Origin of the sequence: Verrucosispora sp. SN26_14.1 (assembly GCF_004307965.1) — a bacterium.
GTDB lineage: Bacteria > Actinomycetota > Actinomycetes > Mycobacteriales > Micromonosporaceae > Micromonospora.
The window spans coordinates 1-16,968 of record NZ_SISL01000092.1 but is presented as its reverse complement, the minus strand read 5'-3'; the positions used below and the strand labels follow the sequence as shown (position 1 = coordinate 16,968).

Annotated in this window: 19 protein-coding genes; all 19 read left to right on the top strand. The window is 73.1% G+C overall.

Features of this window, described 5'->3' with window-relative positions:
• Nucleotides 1–504 (top strand): MaoC/PaaZ C-terminal domain-containing protein (locus EYA84_RS11590; protein WP_131053047.1); only part of this gene is annotated, 504 nt, incomplete at its 5' end.
• Complete coding sequence (locus EYA84_RS11585) at nt 501–1,292, top strand: enoyl-CoA hydratase/isomerase family protein (RefSeq protein WP_131053046.1); 792 nt, start codon at nt 501–503, stop codon at nt 1,290–1,292. The genes EYA84_RS11590 and EYA84_RS11585, both read left to right, overlap by 4 nt.
• A complete protein-coding gene (locus tag EYA84_RS11580; RefSeq protein WP_131053045.1) occupies nt 1,292–2,224 on the top strand; it encodes a TIGR03564 family F420-dependent LLM class oxidoreductase in 933 nt (310 codons plus the stop codon). The genes EYA84_RS11585 and EYA84_RS11580 overlap by 1 nt, the downstream gene beginning before the upstream one ends.
• A gap of 118 nt (nt 2,225–2,342) precedes the next feature.
• Complete coding sequence (locus tag EYA84_RS11575) at nt 2,343–3,119, top strand: FadR/GntR family transcriptional regulator (protein ID WP_161594953.1); 777 nt, start codon at nt 2,343–2,345, stop codon at nt 3,117–3,119.
• 172 nt (nt 3,120–3,291) lie between these two features.
• Nucleotides 3,292–3,825 carry a MaoC family dehydratase gene (locus EYA84_RS11570; RefSeq protein ID WP_131053043.1) on the top strand — a complete coding sequence of 178 codons (534 nt, stop codon included), beginning with the start codon at nt 3,292–3,294 and terminating at the stop codon, nt 3,823–3,825.
• Nucleotides 3,822–4,862 carry an LLM class flavin-dependent oxidoreductase gene (locus EYA84_RS11565; RefSeq protein ID WP_236145714.1) on the top strand — a complete coding sequence of 347 codons (1,041 nt, stop codon included), beginning with the start codon at nt 3,822–3,824 and terminating at the stop codon, nt 4,860–4,862. The genes EYA84_RS11570 and EYA84_RS11565 overlap by 4 nt, the downstream gene beginning before the upstream one ends.
• Complete coding sequence (locus tag EYA84_RS11560; protein WP_131053042.1) at nt 4,859–6,133, top strand: CaiB/BaiF CoA-transferase family protein; 1,275 nt, start codon at nt 4,859–4,861, stop codon at nt 6,131–6,133. The genes EYA84_RS11565 and EYA84_RS11560 overlap by 4 nt, the downstream gene beginning before the upstream one ends.
• Nucleotides 6,130–7,488, top strand: a complete 1,359-nt coding sequence (locus tag EYA84_RS11555; RefSeq protein ID WP_131053041.1) for an MmgE/PrpD family protein — start codon at nt 6,130–6,132, stop codon at nt 7,486–7,488. Before EYA84_RS11560 ends, EYA84_RS11555 begins: the two co-directional genes overlap by 4 nt.
• 14 nt (nt 7,489–7,502) lie before the next feature.
• Nucleotides 7,503–8,741 (top strand): RidA family protein, encoded by a 1,239-nt coding sequence (locus EYA84_RS11550; protein ID WP_131053040.1) that lies wholly within the window; start codon nt 7,503–7,505, stop codon nt 8,739–8,741.
• Nucleotides 8,738–9,241, top strand: a complete 504-nt coding sequence (locus EYA84_RS11545) for a MaoC family dehydratase N-terminal domain-containing protein (RefSeq protein WP_131053039.1) — start codon at nt 8,738–8,740, stop codon at nt 9,239–9,241. Before EYA84_RS11550 ends, EYA84_RS11545 begins: the two co-directional genes overlap by 4 nt.
• A complete protein-coding gene (locus EYA84_RS33430) occupies nt 9,238–9,699 on the top strand; it encodes a MaoC/PaaZ C-terminal domain-containing protein (RefSeq protein ID WP_131053038.1) in 462 nt (153 codons plus the stop codon). Before EYA84_RS11545 ends, EYA84_RS33430 begins: the two co-directional genes overlap by 4 nt.
• Nucleotides 9,696–10,853, top strand: coding sequence for an acetyl-CoA acetyltransferase (locus EYA84_RS11535; protein ID WP_131053037.1), 1,158 nt, complete (start codon nt 9,696–9,698; stop codon nt 10,851–10,853). Before EYA84_RS33430 ends, EYA84_RS11535 begins: the two co-directional genes overlap by 4 nt.
• A complete protein-coding gene (locus EYA84_RS11530; protein ID WP_131053036.1) occupies nt 10,853–11,269 on the top strand; it encodes a Zn-ribbon domain-containing OB-fold protein in 417 nt (138 codons plus the stop codon). The genes EYA84_RS11535 and EYA84_RS11530 overlap by 1 nt, the downstream gene beginning before the upstream one ends.
• Nucleotides 11,270–11,290: 21 nt before the next feature.
• Nucleotides 11,291–12,448, top strand: a complete 1,158-nt coding sequence (locus EYA84_RS11525; RefSeq protein WP_131053035.1) for an acyl-CoA dehydrogenase family protein — start codon at nt 11,291–11,293, stop codon at nt 12,446–12,448.
• Nucleotides 12,448–13,308 (top strand): CoA ester lyase, encoded by an 861-nt coding sequence (locus tag EYA84_RS11520; RefSeq protein ID WP_131053034.1) that lies wholly within the window; start codon nt 12,448–12,450, stop codon nt 13,306–13,308. Before EYA84_RS11525 ends, EYA84_RS11520 begins: the two co-directional genes overlap by 1 nt.
• Complete coding sequence (locus EYA84_RS11515; RefSeq protein ID WP_131053033.1) at nt 13,305–13,913, top strand: hypothetical protein; 609 nt, start codon at nt 13,305–13,307, stop codon at nt 13,911–13,913. Before EYA84_RS11520 ends, EYA84_RS11515 begins: the two co-directional genes overlap by 4 nt.
• Nucleotides 13,914–13,916: 3 nt before the next feature.
• The gene (locus tag EYA84_RS11510) at nt 13,917–14,696 is read left to right on the top strand and encodes a thioesterase family protein (RefSeq protein WP_131053032.1); all 780 of its coding nucleotides are present in this window, start codon (nt 13,917–13,919) and stop codon (nt 14,694–14,696) included.
• A gap of 7 nt (nt 14,697–14,703) precedes the next feature.
• On the top strand, nt 14,704–15,876 hold the full coding sequence (locus EYA84_RS11505) for an acyl-CoA dehydrogenase family protein (RefSeq protein WP_131053031.1): 1,173 nt from the start codon (nt 14,704–14,706) through the stop codon (nt 15,874–15,876).
• Between the two features lie 152 nt (nt 15,877–16,028).
• On the top strand, nt 16,029–16,968 hold a 940-nt coding region (locus EYA84_RS11500), incomplete at its 3' end, for an RNA polymerase sigma factor (protein ID WP_131053030.1).

Below are 16,968 nucleotides of genomic sequence, written 5' to 3'. Positions count from 1 at the left end.
CCCGTGGCCGGTCCGCCGCTGACCCCCCGGCTGCCGACCGCGTTCGCGGCCGGCGCGGTACTGCTGACCCCGGCCCGGACCCTGACCGACGGCGACTTCGCCGCGATCGTCAATGTCTCGTGGGAGAACGGGCCGCTGCACACCGATGTCGAGTACATGCGCCGGACCGGCTTCGGTCGCCCGATCCTCGGCGGTCCGTGCCTGATCGCGATCGCCGCCGGGCTCACCTCCACCACGATGTACGCCGCCTGGAACGCCGCCGGGGTGGACTGTCACGCCGCGCTCGGCATCGACGAGATCCGCTACCTGGCTCCGGTGTACGTCGGGGACACGCTGCGGGTACGGATCGAGGTGTCCCGCTTCGAACCGACCCGGGGCGGCCGTATGTACGTCGGCGCGGTCCACGACGACGTCCGCAACCAGCGCGACGAGACGGTGCTGCGGATGACCCGGTCGTACCTGCTGAGCCCGTTGCCGGCGGCCGACGCGGGCGGACCGGCATGAGCGGACTGCCCCGGACCACCACGCTCGGTCTGGCCCGCCACGACCGGGTGCTGCTGGTCACCCTGGACCGGCCGCACCGGCTCAACGCGTACGACCGGACGATGGTCGACGAGCTGCGTCGGACCTGGCAGGCGTTCGGGGCCGACGACGGGCTGCACGCGGCCGTGGTCACCGGTGCCGGCGAGCGCGGCTTCTGCACCGGCTTCGACGTCGACGACACCCTCGACGCCGGGGTCACCAGCCCGTCGCTGGACCACGCCGGGCGGGTCGCGTTGACCGCCCGCGACATGGGGGTGTTCAAGCCGGTGGTGGCCGCGGTGAACGGGCACTGCTGTGCCGGCGGCTGGCACTTCGTCAACGACGCGGACGTGGTGCTCTGCGCCGCGCACGCCACGTTCTTCGACACCCACCACGACGTCGGTCTGGCGAACCCGGTCGAGGCGGTGGGCGCGTTGAGTCGGTTGCCGCTCGGCGAGGTGATGCGCATGGTGCTCACCGGGCGCAGCTACCGGATCGACGCCCGCCGGGCGCACGCACTCGGTCTGGTCACCGAGGTGACCTCGGCGGAGGAGCTGACCGGGCGGGCGCTGGCGATCGCCGCGGACATCGCCCGGCACCCGCTCGACGTGTTGACCACCACCGTGGAGACGGTCTGGACGGCGGTGCAGGCGCAGCGGGGCGCCGCCGAGGCGTTCGGGCTGGCGATGCTGGCCCGGTCGGACGCCTCGGCGCAGCACCGGGGAGCGACGATGCGGGAGTTCCGGCACGGTGACGGGGGAGGCCGTTGATGGAGTACGGGATCTTCAGCCACATCGAGGAGATCGACGAGATCGAGGAGCTGCTGCACGGTGCGGAGGCCGACGGGATCGCCAGTGTCTGGCTGACCCAGGGGTTCGGGCACGACGCGTTGACCGTCATCGGGGCGGTCGGGCGCGGTCTGTCGCGGCTGCGGATCGGGACCGCCGTGGTGCCGGTGTACCCGCGCCACCCGATGGCGCTGGCCCAGCAGGCGCTCACCACCAACATGCTGATCGGCGGGCGGCTGGTGCTCGGCGTCGGCCCGTCGCATCCGCAGGTGGTAGAGCCCTGCTGGGGCATGTCGTACGCCCGCCCGGCCCGGTACATGCGCGAGTACCTGACGGCGCTCAACGGGGCGTTGACGCAGCGGGTCCGGTTCTCCGGCGAGGTGGTCACCGCCCGGGGTGACCTGACCATCGCCGGGGACCCGCCGGTGCCGACGGTGATGGTCTCCGCGCTCGGTCCGAAGATGCTGGAACTCACCGGCGAACTGGCTTCCGGCACGGTGACCTGGATGGTCGGTCCGCGTACGCTCGCGGAGCTGACCGTGCCGACGATCACCGCGGCGGCGGACGGGGCGGGTCGACCGACGCCCGAGGTGGTGGTGACCGCAGCGGTCTGCGTGACCGACGATCCCGGTCGCGCCCGTGCCGCCATCGACCCGGTGCTCGGCTGGTACGACGACAAGCCGTCGTACCGTGCGATGCTCGACCGGGAGGGTTTCGCGCGGGCCAACCAGATGGCGATCGTCGGCGACGCCGCCGAGGTGCGGGCGGAGATCGGCCGGTACGAGGCGGCCGGGGCGACGACGTTCGCGGCACAGCTCTACGGCACGCCGCAGGAGCGGGCCGCGACTCGTGCCCTGGTCGGCGAGCTGGCCACGGCGTCGGCGTCGGCGGGCGCCACGGGCGCGGACTTTTGAGGTACCGGAGTCGGCCATGGGTGACGCTGCGCCGAGCATCGGATGCCCTACCGTGGTTGTTCGCGACGAAGCCGCCCCTCAGAGTGCGGGGCCGAGGGGATGCGGAGCCGGAGTGACCATGGCCAAGGACGTGACGGGGGCCCAGACTGCCCGGCCGGAGCAGGTGATCCCGGGTGGCCGCAAGGGTCCCGAGGTGCTCGGGGTCACCCGGGTGCGCCCGGCCTACCAGCAGGTGGCCGACCAGCTCCGGGAGCGGATCCTGGACGGTTCGTTGACGGCGGGTGACCGGCTGCCCACCGAGATCGAGCTGTCCGAGATCTTCGGGGTCAGCCGGAGCACGATCCGGGAGGCGCTGCGGGTGCTGGCCTCCAAGGACCTGATCCGGACCACCCGGGGCACCACCGGCGGGACGTTCGTGGCGCGGGTCCAGTTCGACCAGGTCAGCGAGTATCTGGAGATGAGTCTCGGGCTGATGTCCGGGGCGCGCGACATCACGCTGGACAATCTGCTGGAGGCGCGGGAGAGCCTGGAGGTGCCGGCTGCGGGGCTGGCCGCGCTGCGCCACGCCGACGAGCACCTGACGTTGATGCGCCAGGCGGTGGAGCGGGAGAAGCTGACCCGCGCCCGGGGCCGCAAGTTCCGGGAGCACGTGACGTTCCACGGGGTGCTGGTCGAGGCGACCGGCAACCAACTGCTCGGGGTGATGGTCGAGCCGGTGTTCCGGGTGTTGCAGGCGCGGACGGCGGATCGGGACATGCCGGCGGAGTACTGGAGCCAGATCGACGCCGAGCACACCGAGATCTGCGGGTACGTGCAGGCCCGGGACGAGGCCGGTGCGCGCGAGGCGATGCGGGCCCATCTCGGCACGGTGCGGCGGGCGTACGAGCAGCGGTGAAAGGAAAGTCACCCTAAAGTTCTGAGGTTTCATCAAGGCGTCCTGTCGAACGGTGACAGGACGCCTTTTCGTGTGCCTGTATTTGCAGTCCAGATCGCTTACGGAGCCTTGACACGTAAAAAGTCAGACAAATAAACTAGCGGCAGTTCAGGGCTGTCGAAAGGATCGACCGATGACGGTGCGCCAAGGATGGACCGGACGTTTCTTCGAGGACTTCCAGGTCGGTGACGTCTACCAGCACCCGCTCGGGCGCACCGTCACCGAGACCGACAACACCTGGTTCACCCTGCTGACGATGAACACCAGTCAGATGCACTTCAACGCCGAGTACGCCGCCCGGTCCGAGTTCGGCAGACCGCTCGTCGTCTCGACCCTGACGCTGGCCATCGCGGTCGGGCAGAGCGTCACCGACCTCACCCAGAACGCCTTCGCCAACCTGGGCTGGGACGACATCAGCCTGCCGCACCCGGTGTTCGCCGGAGACACGCTCTACAGCGAGTCCCTGGTGCTGGAGAAGCGCGAGTCGGGCTCCCGGCCGCACGCCGGCATCGTCACCGTCCGCACCCGCACGCTCAACCAGGACGGCAAGCAGGTGTGCGCCTTCAAACGCACCTTCTACGTCTACAAGCGAGGCGCCGAACAGGTCGAGGGGATCTTCCCGGTCGCCGCCACGCCACTGTCCCTTCCGGACGGGGCGGGCGCATGACACTGCGTCTGACGTACCAGCCGTGGGGCGAGACGCTCGCCGAGGTGGCCGACGCCGGCCGGCGGGCCGAGCGGGCCGGCGCCGAGGTGCTCTGGGTCTCCGAGCTGCACCGTAGTGCCACCGGCACGGCCGCGGCGCTGGCCGCCGCCACCGAGACCGCCCGGATCGGCACGTGCATCGCGCTCGCCTTCACCCGCAGCCCGATGATCACCGCTCTGGAGGCGCTCGACCTGGACGAACTCTCCGGTGGACGGTTCGTGCTGGGCCTCGGCTCGGGCGTCAAGCGTCTCAACGAGGACTGGCACAACGTGGTGTTCGGCAAGCCCGTGCCGCACATGCGGGAGAGCGTCCGCAACATCCGGCACTTCTGGCGGCACTGCACCAGTGGCGAGCCGATGCTGCTCGACGGCGAGTACGAGCCGATGCGGATCCGGGGCTACGAGCGCCCCTTCGCGGTGCCGGCCGAGGCGATCCCGGTCTACCTGGCCGCGATGGGACCGCTGATGACCCGCCTGGCCGGTGAGATCGGTGACGGGTGGATCAGCCACGAACTCTGCTCGCCCCGCTACCTCGCCGAGCAGATCCTGCCCGACCTGACCGTCGGCATCGACCGCGCCGACAGCCGGACCCGCGCTGACCTCGACGTCGTCGTCTCGGCGTGCTGCTCGATCGCCGACGACCGCCAGGTGGCCCGTCGCCGCGCCGCCGGCCTGGTCGGCTTCTACGCCACCGTTCGCACCTACGCCGACTTCTTCGCCTTCCACGACCTCGCCGACGACCAGCAGCAGGTCGTCGACGCGTTCCGGGCCGGAGCCGGTGCCGACTACCTCGCCGACGCCGTCAGTGACCGGATGGTCGACGCGCTCACCCTGACCGGGACCCGCGCCGACGTCGCCGACCGGATCACCGCGTACGACGGGATCGCCGACTCGGTCAAGCTGAGCCCGCCCACCCACGGGCTGCCGGCCGCCGACACCCGAGCCGCCCAGGACGAGATCATCGCCCTGATCGCCGAGATGACCGGAGCCGCCACATGAGACCCCTGGCCGACATCCGCATCATCGCGATCGAGCAGTACGGCGCCGGACCGTTCGGCACCGTGCACCTTGCCGACCTCGGTGCCGAGGTCATCAAGATCGAGGACCCGCGCGCCGGTGGCGACGTGGGCCGGTACGTCCCGCCGTACGCGCAGGACGAGGACTCGCTCTTCTTCGAGACGTTCAACCGCAACAAGCGCAGTCTCTCGTTGGACCTGAGCACCGACGCCGGCCGGGAGGTGTTCGAGAAACTGGTCGCCGTCTCCGACGTGGTCTACTCCAACCTGCGTGGCGACGTGCCGGCGAAGATGCGCATCCGCTACGACGACCTCAAGCACCTCAACCCCCGGATCGTCTGCGTCTCGCTGACCGGCTTCGGGATGACCGGGCCCCGCCACGCCGAGCCCGGCTACGACTACATCCTCCAGGGACTGGCCGGCTGGATGGAGCTGACCGGCGAGCCCGACGGCCCGCCGACCAAGTCCGGGCTGTCGCTGGTCGACTTCTCCGGCGGGTTCGTCGCGGCCATCTCGCTGCTTGCCGGGGTGCACGCCGCACGCCGCGACGGCGTCGGCATGGACTGCGACGTCAGCCTCTACGACACCGCGATCTCGCTGCTCACCTACCCGGCCACCTGGCACCTCAACGCCGGGTTCGCGCCGGTGCGCACCCATCACTCGGCCCACCCGTCCCTGGTGCCCTTCCAGGTCTTCGAGGCCAAGGACGGCTGGATGGTGGTCGGCTGCGCCAAGGAGAAGTTCTGGGCCCGGCTGGCCACGCTCGTCGGCCACCCGGAGTGGGCCGAAGACGGGTCGCCGTACGCGAACTTCGGTGCCCGGCGGGAGAACCGCGAGGAGTTGCTCGCCGCGCTGGCGGACATCTTCCGGCAACGGACCGTCGACGAGTGGCTGCCCGAGCTGTACGCCGCCGCGATCCCGTGCGGCCCGATCAACGACGTGGGCGCCGCGCTGACCGAGGAGCACACCGCGGCCCGCGACCTGATCGTCACCACCGACCATCCCCGCTTCGGCACCGTGCAGCAGCTCGCCAGCCCCGTCCGGGTCGGCGACGAGCCGCCCGCGTACCGGCGGGCTCCGCTGCGCAATGAGGACTTCGCCACCGTCACCGGTGAGCTGCTCGGCCTCGACCCGCAGGCGGTTGCCGTCCTCGCCGAGGCGGGCGCGTTCGGACCGGACGGCGACGGTGGCGCGACCAGCGACAGCCCGCCGCCGCGTACCGCCGATCCCGGCACGGAGGCGGCCAGCCGATGATCGCGTCCGACCTGGCCGAGTGGGCGACCGGCACCGTCGAGCTGCCGGAGCCGGTGCGGCACGCCGCGCGGCGACACCTGCTCGACGGCCTGGGCACCGCACTGGCCGGGCGGCGCGCGGGCGTGGTCGATCCGGTGCTGGTGGTCGCCCGTGACCTCGGCGGCCCGGCGGAGGCCACGCCGCTCGGCGGCCGTGCCCGGATCGGTGCCCCGGCCGCCGCGCTGGCCAGCGGTGCCCTGGTGCACGCGTTGGACTTCGACGACACGCACGCCGCCGGTCTGGTGCACGCCACCGCCGTGGTGCTGCCCGCCGCGTTCGCCGTCGGCGAGCAGGTGGGCGCCACCGGTCGGCAGGTGCTCACCGCCGCCGTGGTCGGCTACGAGACGGTGTGCCGGGTTGCCGCCGCCGCCCCGCACGGCTTCCACTCCCGTGGCCTGCACGCCACCATGGTCGCCGGGGTCTTCTCGTCCGCGCTGGTCACCGCGCGGCTGCTAGGTCTCGATGCGGCCCGGGCCACCGACGCCCTCGGCATCGCCGGCAGCCAGGCCGGTGGCCTGCTCGCCTTCCTGCACACCGGTGCGTCGACCAAGCAACTGCACCCCGGCTTCGCCTCACACGCCGGGGTGCTCGCCGCCCGGCTCGCCGCCGCCGGTGCCTCCGGGCCGGCGAACGTCCTCGACGGCCCGCACGGCGTCTTCGACGCCCTGGCCGCCGGTCCGGTGGAACCCGCGTCGATCGTGGACAGGCTCGGCACCCGGTGGGAGACCACCCGGATCGGCATCAAGCCCTATCCGGCCTGCCAGCTCTCCCACGCCGCGATCGACGCCGCCCGGGACGCCCGTCGGCAACCCGGATTCCCCGCCGACCCGGCCGCCGTCACCCGCGTCGACGTCGACGTGCATCCCGACTCGGCACCCACCGTCTGCGGACCCGGCCGGGACCTGGCCCGACCGGCCACCCCGTACGCGGCGAAGTTCTCGCTGCCGTGGAGTGTCGCCGCGACGCTGCTCGACGGTGACCTGACGACCGCCAGCTACCGACCCGACTCGATCGCCCGCGCCGACGTGGCGGCCCTCGCCGACCGGGTGCGCTGGCGGATCGTCGACACCGGTGGGCACGCCGCCGACGCCCCCGGCGCCGTCGTGCTCACCCTCGCCGACGGCACGACCGTACGCGGCACGGTGCCCCGCAGCGGCGGTGGGCCGGACGCCCCACTCGGCGACGACGAGTTGACCGCCAAGTTCCTCGGCAACGCCGGTGACGTCGGTACGCCCGTCGTCGACCTGGTGCGCCGCCTCGACGACCTCGACAGCCTCGACCCGATCGTGGCGGCTCTGGCCGCCGCCGGTGACTGACCCGGGAGACCCACGTGCCGCTGTCCGCGATCCGCCCCGCCCACTTCCCCTGGTTCCCGTACGACGGGTTCACCTTCTGCCTCGGCCTGGCCGACGGTGACGCGGCCTGGACCTCAGGCCACACCGCCGCCGCGCTCGACCCCGCGTTGGGTCGGATGACCGTCGGCGGTGACATGGCCAGTCAGGCCCGCACCGCGTACCGGAAGGTGCTGGCCATCCTGGAGGCCGCCGGGCACGGTCCGGCCGACGTCACCCGCGTCACCGAGAACATCACCGTCGCCGGCCTCGACGAGTACGCCGTCGCGGCGGCCGTCCGCGCCGAGGTCTTCGGCGACCACCAGCCGGTGGTCCGCACCGTGGTGGTGGAGCGGTTGGTACGCCGGGCCGCGCTGATCGAGGTGGAGCTGCACGCGGTGGCCGGTGGCGGGCAGACGCTCGCGGCCAGCGAACCCCGCGCCGCCGGGACCTGGGTGCCCTCGCCGGTGCGCGACGGCCACGACGGCGCGGTCTACCTGCCGACCATGCTGCCGCTGGACGCCTCCGGTGAGGTGGTCCACCCCGGCGACTTCGTCAGCCAGTACGCGTACTGCCTGGACCGGGCACAAGACCTGCTGACCGCCGTCGGGCTCTCCCTGGACGCCGCCGTCACCACCTACGACTACTCCACTCCGGCGACCCGTGACGTGTACCGCAAGACCCACCGGGTCCGCCGCGAACGCCTCGGCGGCGCCGGTGTCTATCCGGGGGCCGGCGGCATCCTGATGAGTCGGCTGCACCACCCCGACGTGCTGGTGGCCATCGACGTCACCGCCTCGCGGCACCCACTCGAACTGGTCAACCCGGGCTGGTCGCGCTACGACTCGCTGACCTACGCGCCCGGGGTACGCGCCGGCCGGACGTTGTACATGTCCGGGTTCGCCGCCCTGGACATGCAGACCCAGCAGGCGTTGCACCCCGACGACATCGGCGCGCAGGCCGAGGTGACCTACGGCGCGATCCGGCACCTGCTGGAGCACGCCGGGCTGGGCCCGCAGGACCTGGTGGAGACCACCGAGTACTGCGTGGCGTCGGCGATCGGCGACTACCGGGCCGTGGCCGGGGTACGCGAGCGGCTGCTCGGCCCGCCCTGGCCGGCGTCGACCGGGGCGATCTGCGCCGCGCTGCTGCGCCCGGAGTTCCTGCTGGAGGTCTTCCCGACGGCCGTCTACCCCGAGCCCACCGAGCCTGCCGAGAACGCCGGGGGGAGCCGATGAGCCTGCTGACCGACGAGGTGCGGGCGCTGCTGGGCAGCCGCCGGGTGTACACCGCGCCGGAAGCCCTCGGTGCCGCCGCCTGCCGCTACTTCGCCCAGGCGATCGGCGACGACAACCCGATCTACCGGGACGGCGCGTACGCCCGCGCGCAGGGGCTGCCCGGGGTGACCGCGCCGCCGACGCTGATCTGCGAGACCGGGCAGTACACCGGTCTGCCGATGGACCGGGACGGCTACGCCGGGCACTCCTGGCACCTGAACGTGCCGGGCACCCGGCAGGTTCGCGGCGGCAACGCGTACACCTTCCACCGGAGGGTCCGGCCGTCCGACGTGATCACCGCGACGTGGGAGATCCACGACCTGACCGAGAAGCGCACCCGCGACGGCAAGGACATGTTGATCGTCGGTTCCCGGGCCACCTACACCAACCAGGACGGCGACCTGCTCGCCGTCAACGAGGAGACGATCATCCTGGTCGCGTTGGACGGTGAGGCCGGATGAGCCCCCGGGTCGGCGACACCCTGCCGGAACTGCGCCGCACCATCGACCTGGTCGACATGGTGGCCTACGCCGGTGCCACCTGGGACTGGTACCGCCTGCACTACGACCCGGAGTTCGTGGCCGCCGCCCGGGTGCCCGGCCCGGTGGTCGACGGGCAGGTCTTCGGCGCCCTCTTCGTGGAGCTGATCCAGGACACCTTCGGCCCGGCATGCTTCGTGCAGCAGCTCTCCTTCACCTTCCGCAACCTGATGTTCGCCGGGGAGACGGTGCGGTGCACCGGCACCGTGGTCGGAGTCGCCGACGACCGGATCGAGGTCGAGCTGGCCGCCACCATCCTCGCCAGCGACTACGGCCCCGAGCGTCCGGCGGCCCGGCCGGCCCGGGCGACCGTGCTGCTCGGCACCGCCGACGGGCCGGGCGCGTCGGCTGCCGTACCCGTGCCGGAGGGGACGACGTGACCGGGCGCGACCGTGCGTCGGTGGCCGTCGTCGGCGCCGCCGAGTCCGACCTCGGCGTCACCACCGCCAGCACGCTGACGTTGCAGACCCAGGCGATCACCCGGGCCCTCGCCGACGCCGGACTGGCGCTCGCGGACGTCGACGGGCTCGCCACCACCGGCATCTCCCGCTTCTCCACCACCTCGCTGGCCGAACATCTCGGAGTACGTCCCCGCTGGGTCGACGCCAGCTTCGTCGGCGGCAGCGCGGCGGAGATGATGGTCGCCCGCGCGGTGCAGGCGATCGGCGCCGGTCAGGCCGACGTCGTGGTGGTCAGCTTCGCGTCCAACCAGCGGTCCGCGCGTTCCCGCAGCCTCGCCGGGGTGGTCGAGCAGCACACCCCGGAGGCACAGTTCGAGACACCGTACGCGCCGCTCTACCCGATCTCGTACTACGCGATGGCGGCGCAGGCGTACCTGCACCGGTACGGCGGCACCCCGGAGCAGCTCGCCGAGATCGCCGTCGCGGCGCGCGAGTGGGCCCGGCTCAACCCGGCCGCGTACCGCCACGACGCGCCCCCGCTGACCGTCGACGAGGTCCGCGCCGCGCCGATGGTCTCCACCCCGTTGACCGTCGCGGACTGCTGCCTCGTCACCGACGGCGGCGGTGCGATCGTGCTCACCAGTGCCGAGCGGGCCCGCGACCTGCGGCAGACCCCGGTCGCGGTGCTCGGCTACGGGGAACGCTCCACCACCGCCTCGATGACCGGCGCCGACGACATCCTCGACACCGGGGCCCGGCAGGCCGCCGCCGAGGCGTACGCGCGCGCCGGGATCACCCCGGCCGACGTGGACGTGGTGCAGGTGTACGACTCGTTCACGATCACCGCCGCGCTGAGCGTGGAGGCGCTCGGCTTCTGCGGTGAGGGCGAAGTGCTCGACTTCATCGCCGACGGCCGGATCCGGCCGGGCGGTGCCCTGCCGCTGGACACCTCCGGCGGCGGCCTGTCCTACTGCCACCCGGGCCAGTTCGGGGTGCTGCTGCTGGTGGAGGCGGTACGCCAGTTGCGCGGTGAGGCCGGTGCCCGGCAGGTGCCGGACGCCCGGATCGCGGTCGCGCACGGCACCGGCGCGATCCTGTCCACCCACGCCACCGTCGTGCTGGGGGTGCGCTGATGAACCCGCCACCCGAGGTGCCGCCCGCCGACGACCTCACCGAGGGCTGGTGGCAGGCGACCCGCGAGCATCGTCTGGTGGTGCAGGAATGCACCGGCTGCGGGCACCGCCAGCTTCCGCCCCGCGCGGTCTGCACCCGCTGCGGGGCGACCACCGGTCTGGGCTTCACCGAGACCGGCGGCGACGGGCAGGTCGACACGTACACGGTGGTGCACCGTCCGCCCCGGCGGGACCTGGCCGCGCCGTACACCGTCGCCCGGGTCCGGCTCGCCGAGGGCCCGCTGCTGCTCACCCGGCTCGTCGCCGACGGCCCGGACGACCTCGACGGCTGGCGGATCGGCGACCGGGTCCGGGTCGACTGGGTCGACCTGCCCGACGGCCGCGCCCTGCCGATCTTCCGCCGCGCACCCCGCTGACGTCACCCCCAGGAGGCACCGATGGACTTCACCCTCACCGAGGAGCAACGCGAGTTCCAGCAGTTGCTGCGTTCCTTCGTGAACCGGGAGATCATCCCGGTGGCGCGGGAGTGGGAACAGACCGGCCGCTACCCGACGGAGATAGTGCGGGGGATGGCTGACATGGGGCTGTTCGGCATCACCGTCCCCGAGTCGTACGGCGGCCTCGATCTCGACCCGGTGTCGTTCGCCCTGGTCTTCGAGGAGATCTCGCGCGGCTGGATGGGTGTGGCCGGCATCCTCGGCAGCCACTCGCTGGCCTGCCGCATGATCGCCATGCACGGCACCGAGGAGCAGAAGCAGACGTACCTGCCGGGGTTGGCGACCGGTGAGCGCCGCACCGGCATCGGGCTGACCGAGCCGGACGCCGGCACCGACCTCCAGGGCATCCGCACCACCGCCCGCCGCGACGGCGACCACTACGTGGTCAACGGCACCAAGATGTGGATCACCAACGCCCGGTACGCCGACCCGCTGCCGGTGCTGGTGAAGACCGATCCGACGGCCGTGCCGGCGCACCGGGGCATGAGCGTCCTCCTGGTCGACGCCGACCTGCCCGGCTTCACCGTCACCCGGGACATCCCGAAGCTCGGCTACAAGGGCACCGAGTCCTGCGAGGTGCTGCTCGACGACGTACGGGTGCCCGCCGACCGGCTGCTCGGCGGCGTCGAGGGCACCGGACTCAAGCAGGCGCTCTCCGCCCTGGAGTGGGGCCGGGTCAACATCGCCGCCCGCTCGGTCGGCATCGCCCAGCGCGCCCACGAGGAGGCGCTCGGCTACGCCGGCCAGCGCAAGGCGTTCGGTAGGCACATCGCCGACTTCCAGGCCGTCCAGCTCCAGCTCGCCACCATCGCCACCCAGGTCCAGGCAGCCCGGCTGATGGCGTACTGGTCGGCCGATGCGGTACGCCGGGGACGCGCCGACGCGCAGACCGGCATGGCGAAGATCTTCTGCTCGGAGGTGGCCCTGGAGGCCGCGATCGAGGCGATGAAGATCCACGGCGGGTACGGCTACTCCACCGAGTTCGAGGTCGAGCGGCTCTACCGGGACGCGATCCTGATGAGCATCGGCGAGGGCACCAACGACGTGCTGCGTACCGTCGTCGCCAAGGCCCTGGTGCGGGGCGAGGTGACGATCTGATGGGTGTGCCCCCTCCACCCCGCTCCTACCTGTACGTGCCCGGCAACGCCGCCGACAAGCTGGCCAAGGCGCCGGAGCGGGGAGCCGACGCGCTCATCGTCGACCTGGAGGACGCGGTGCCGCTGGCCGGTAAGGCCGCCGCCCGCGACGCCGTGATGGCCTGGCTCGCCGGCCGCCCGACCGACCTGCCGATCTGGGTACGCGTCAACTCCGGTCCCCTCGCCGAGGCGGACCTGCGGGCACTCGCCGGTGCGCCGGCCCTGACCGGAGTGGTGCTGGCCAAGGTGGACACCTCGGCCGACGTGGCCGCCGCGGCCGAGCTGCTCGCCGCCGCCGGTGACCACGACACCCTGCTGATGCCGCTGGTGGAGACTGCCGCCGCCCTGCTCGACGTCCCCGCCCTGGCCCGGCAGGCGCGGGTCTACCAGCTCCAGATCGGCGAGGTCGACCTCGCGGGCGAACTCGGCCTCGAACCCGGTGCCGACGACGCCGAACTGGCCCCGATCCGCAGCCAGGTGGTGGTGGCCAGCGCCGCCGCCGGCCTGCATCCGCCGGTCGGGCCGGTGTCCACGATCACCGCCGACCCGGTGGCGTTGGCCGACTCGACGCGTCGGCTGCGCCGGCAGGGCTTCGCCGGCCGTGCCTGCATCCACCCCCGCCAGATCCCGGTGGTGCACGAGGTCCACACCCCGACGGTGGCGGAGGTGCAGGCGGCCCGTGCCGTCATCGCCCTGCTCGACCGGGCCACCGCCGCCGGCAGCGGAGTGGTCCTCGACGAGTCGGGTCGACTCGTCGACGCGGCGGTGCTGCGCTCGGCCCACCGCACGCTGGCCCTGGCCGACCGGGCGGGTGTCGAATGAGCGGCACCGGCCCCGCCGGGGCCGCCGTCGGTCGTGGCCGGGCGCCCCGGCCCGAGCAGGTCGACCTGACCGCCGCCCACCATCCGTGGCGGGAGGTGCCGATGCCCGGCGCGAACCTCGGCTTCCACCTCACCCGACTCGCCTCCCGGTCGGGCGCGTTCGTGGTGCACGGCCACTTCCCGGCCGGGTTCGCCCGCGACGTGCCCGGCGGATACCTGGTCGACGAGGAGTTCGTGGTGCTCGACGGCGAGCTGCTGCTCGGCGACGCCACCTACCGCCGGGGTGACCTGACCTTCATTCCGGCCGGCGCGGTCCGGACCAGGATGAGCGCCCCCGGCGGTGCCACCGTGCTCGCCTGGTTCGGCGGTCCGGCGGAGTTCCACCCCGCCGACCGGCTGCCGGACCCCGCGCTGCCGCTGGCCGACACCGTCCACCTCGGACCGGACGCCTCCTTGCCGGACCTGCCCGGCGGACGCTGGCGGCGGGGCACCTCGGTGCCGCCCGGTGCCACCGGTGACGTGCTGGCCGCCGACCTGTCCGGCTGGCGACGGCTCGGCACGGGCGCGGCACCGGGACCGCAGGACTTCGTCCGGTGGGAGAGGTAGCCGATGGGCTCGCCGGTCTTCGCCCAACGATGGCTCGGGATGCAGGGCATCTTCGGCGGGTTCGTGCTCGGCCGGATCGTGGACGCCGCCGACAGCGTCGACGGCTTCGCCCCGCAGGCCGTGACCATGCACTTCGTGGCGGGGGTACGCCCCGGGCCGGTGCAGGTGACCACCGAGACGCTGCACCGGGGACGGGCCACCGCCAGCGTGCGGATCACGCTCAGCCAGCAGGACCGGGCGCGGGTGCACGCGATGGCCTCGCTGGTGCCGGTCGGTCAGCGGTTCCGTTGGCGTCGCCGCGAGGACCCGGCGGCCTGGGGCGACCCGGAGACGCTGCCCGCGTACGTGCCCCGGCACCGGCCGCTGGCCTACAGCGCCCAGCTCGACGTACGCACCGGCAGCGCGGCGAGCCTGGCCGACGGCACCTCCGCCTGGGTACGGATCGCCCCCGAGGCCGAGCTGGGGGAGGCACTCGGGCCGCACGCCGTCGCCTCGATCTTTCTCGACGCGCTGCCGCCCGGCCTGTTCACCCTCGCCCCGCCACCGCACTTCGTGCCCTCGGTGGACTTCACCGTCCACTTTGCGCCCGACGTCGGCGACGTCGCGGGTGCCTGGCACCACGTGGTCAACCGGACGGTCTGGTCGACGGAGGACTTCTGCGTCGACGAGTCGACGCTGCACGACCGGGCCGGTAACCCGATCGCGCAACTGCGCCAGGGCCGGGCGATCCAGTGGCACGACCAGACCCGCACGCCCGCCACCGCCGGACCCGGGGCCGGGTGAGCGGTCGATGTCGGGTGACAACGGCGTCCTCGCCGCTCTCGACCTGGACCGGACGTTCCTCGCCGAGGAACACCGGTCCCTGCGCGACCTGCTCCGGCTGGTGGTCGCCCGAGACGTGGTACCCGCCGCGCCCGAGTGGGAGCGGCAGCGGCGGGTACCACCGGGCGCGTTCACCCGCCTCGGCGACCTCGGGCTGCTCGGCCTGTCGTTCCCGACCCGCCTCGGCGGCGGCGAGGCGGGCGTCCGGGGCGCGGTCGTGTTCCACGAGGAACTGGCCCGCTCCACCTTCGGCGGGGTGGCCAGCTCGGTCGGCACCCACACCGACTTCTCCGCGCTGCACCTGGCCCGGGCCGGCAGTGCCGCGCAGGTCGACCGGTGGCTGCCGGCGATCCTCGCCGGGCGGACCGTCGCCGCGCTCGCGGTGACCGAACCCGAGGCGAGTTCCGACCTCACCCGGCTCGGCCTGCGGGCCCGCCGTGACGGTGACGCGTACGTCCTGAACGGCACCAAGACCTTCATCACCAACGCCAACCTCGCCGACCTCTTCTTCGTGGTGGCCCGCACCGGCGACACGGGTCGGCACGGGCTGTCGTTGTTCGCCGTCGAGCGGAGCGCGCCCGGCCTGGCCAACGGCCGCACCTTCGACAAGTCCGGCTGGCACTGCGCCGACACCGGGGAACTCGTCCTCACCGACTGCCGGATCCCGGTGGCGCACCGAATCGGTCCGGAAGGTGCGGGGTTCGGGTTGCTGATGCGCGGCCTCGACCACGAGCGGCTCTGCCTGGCGGCGCAGGCGGTCGGGCTGGCCGAGGCGGCGCTGGACGCCACCGTCGGCTGGGCGCGTACCCGGCCCGCGTACGGCGGGGTGCTCTGGGACAAGCAGGCGGTCCGGCACCGGATCGCGGACCTGGTGGGACGGCTCGCCGCCGGCAAGACGCTGCTGTACCACGCCGCCGCGCAGCTCGACCGGGGCGCCGACGGCCGGGTGTTCGCGGCGCTGCTCAAGGCGCAGTTGCCGGAGCTGGCCAACGAGATCGCCTACGCGGCGGTGCAGTTCCACGGCGGGGCCGGGTTCGTCCGGGAGGGCCCGGTGGAACGGATCAGTCGGGACGCCCGCTTCCTCGCCATCGGCGGTGGCGCCACCGAGGTCATGCGCGACGAGGTCGCCCGCCTGATCTGAGTCCGTGACGGACCGGCCATGGCCCCGACGACGATGTTCGCGGAAACTGTTATCTCGTCCCGGGCCTGCCGTCTCCTGTGGGGAGGCATCGGCCGGATGTCCCGTCCGCCCGGAGTGCGGTGGCGGTGCGAACACGTGGAGGAGTGGCGGGTATGCGGGTCGGAGACCGGGGTGGCGCGGACGCGAGTCTGGTGATCGCCGCCCGCGCCGGTGAACCACAGGCGCTCGACGCCCTGCTCGCGGCCTCCCTGCCGCTGGTCTACAACGTGGTCGGCCGGGCGTTGCGCGGGCACGCCGACGTCGACGACGTGGTCCAGGAGACGCTGCTGCGCGTCGTGCGGTACCTGACCGAGTTGCGGGACCCGACCGCCTACCGGTCGTGGCTGATCGCCATCGCGGTCCGGCAGGTCCGTGATCGCGAACAGCGGCGCCGTGCCGCGCAGGAGCACACCTCGGACCTCGACGTCGCGTACGGGGTGCCGGATCCGGCGGCGGACTTCGCCGGCCTGACGATCCTCCGGCTCGGCCTGACCGACCAGCGGCGGGAGGTCGCCGAGGCGACCCGCTGGCTGGATCCCGACGACCAGACGTTGCTGGCGCTCTGGTGGCTGGAGTCGACCGGCGACCTGGACCGCACCGAGCTGGCCGCCGCCCTCGGCCTCACACCCGCCCACGCGGCGGTGCGGGTGCAGCGGATGAAGGAGCAGTTGGAGGTGGCCCGGAGCGTGGTCCACGCGCTGCGGACCGCCGACTGCGCCGGGATGCAGGAGCTGACCCGGGGCTGGGACGGCCGGCCCCACCCGCTGTGGCGCAAGCGCCTGGCCCGCCACGTCCGCGAGTGCGGCCGGTGCGGCGGGTCCGGCGGCGAGCTGTTCCCGGTCGACCGGCTGCTCGCCGGGCTCCCGCTGCTGCCCGTCCCGCCCGGCACCGCCGAGAACGCGCTGGCCCACCTGTCGATGTCACCCACCCTGACCTCGAACGTCGCGTCGGTCACCCCACGGGCCGACGTGGTGAGCCCCCACGCCCCGACCTCGGACCCGACGGTCGAGGCGTTCGGGCGCACCGCCGTCGTGCAGACCGACGGCGGTGCGC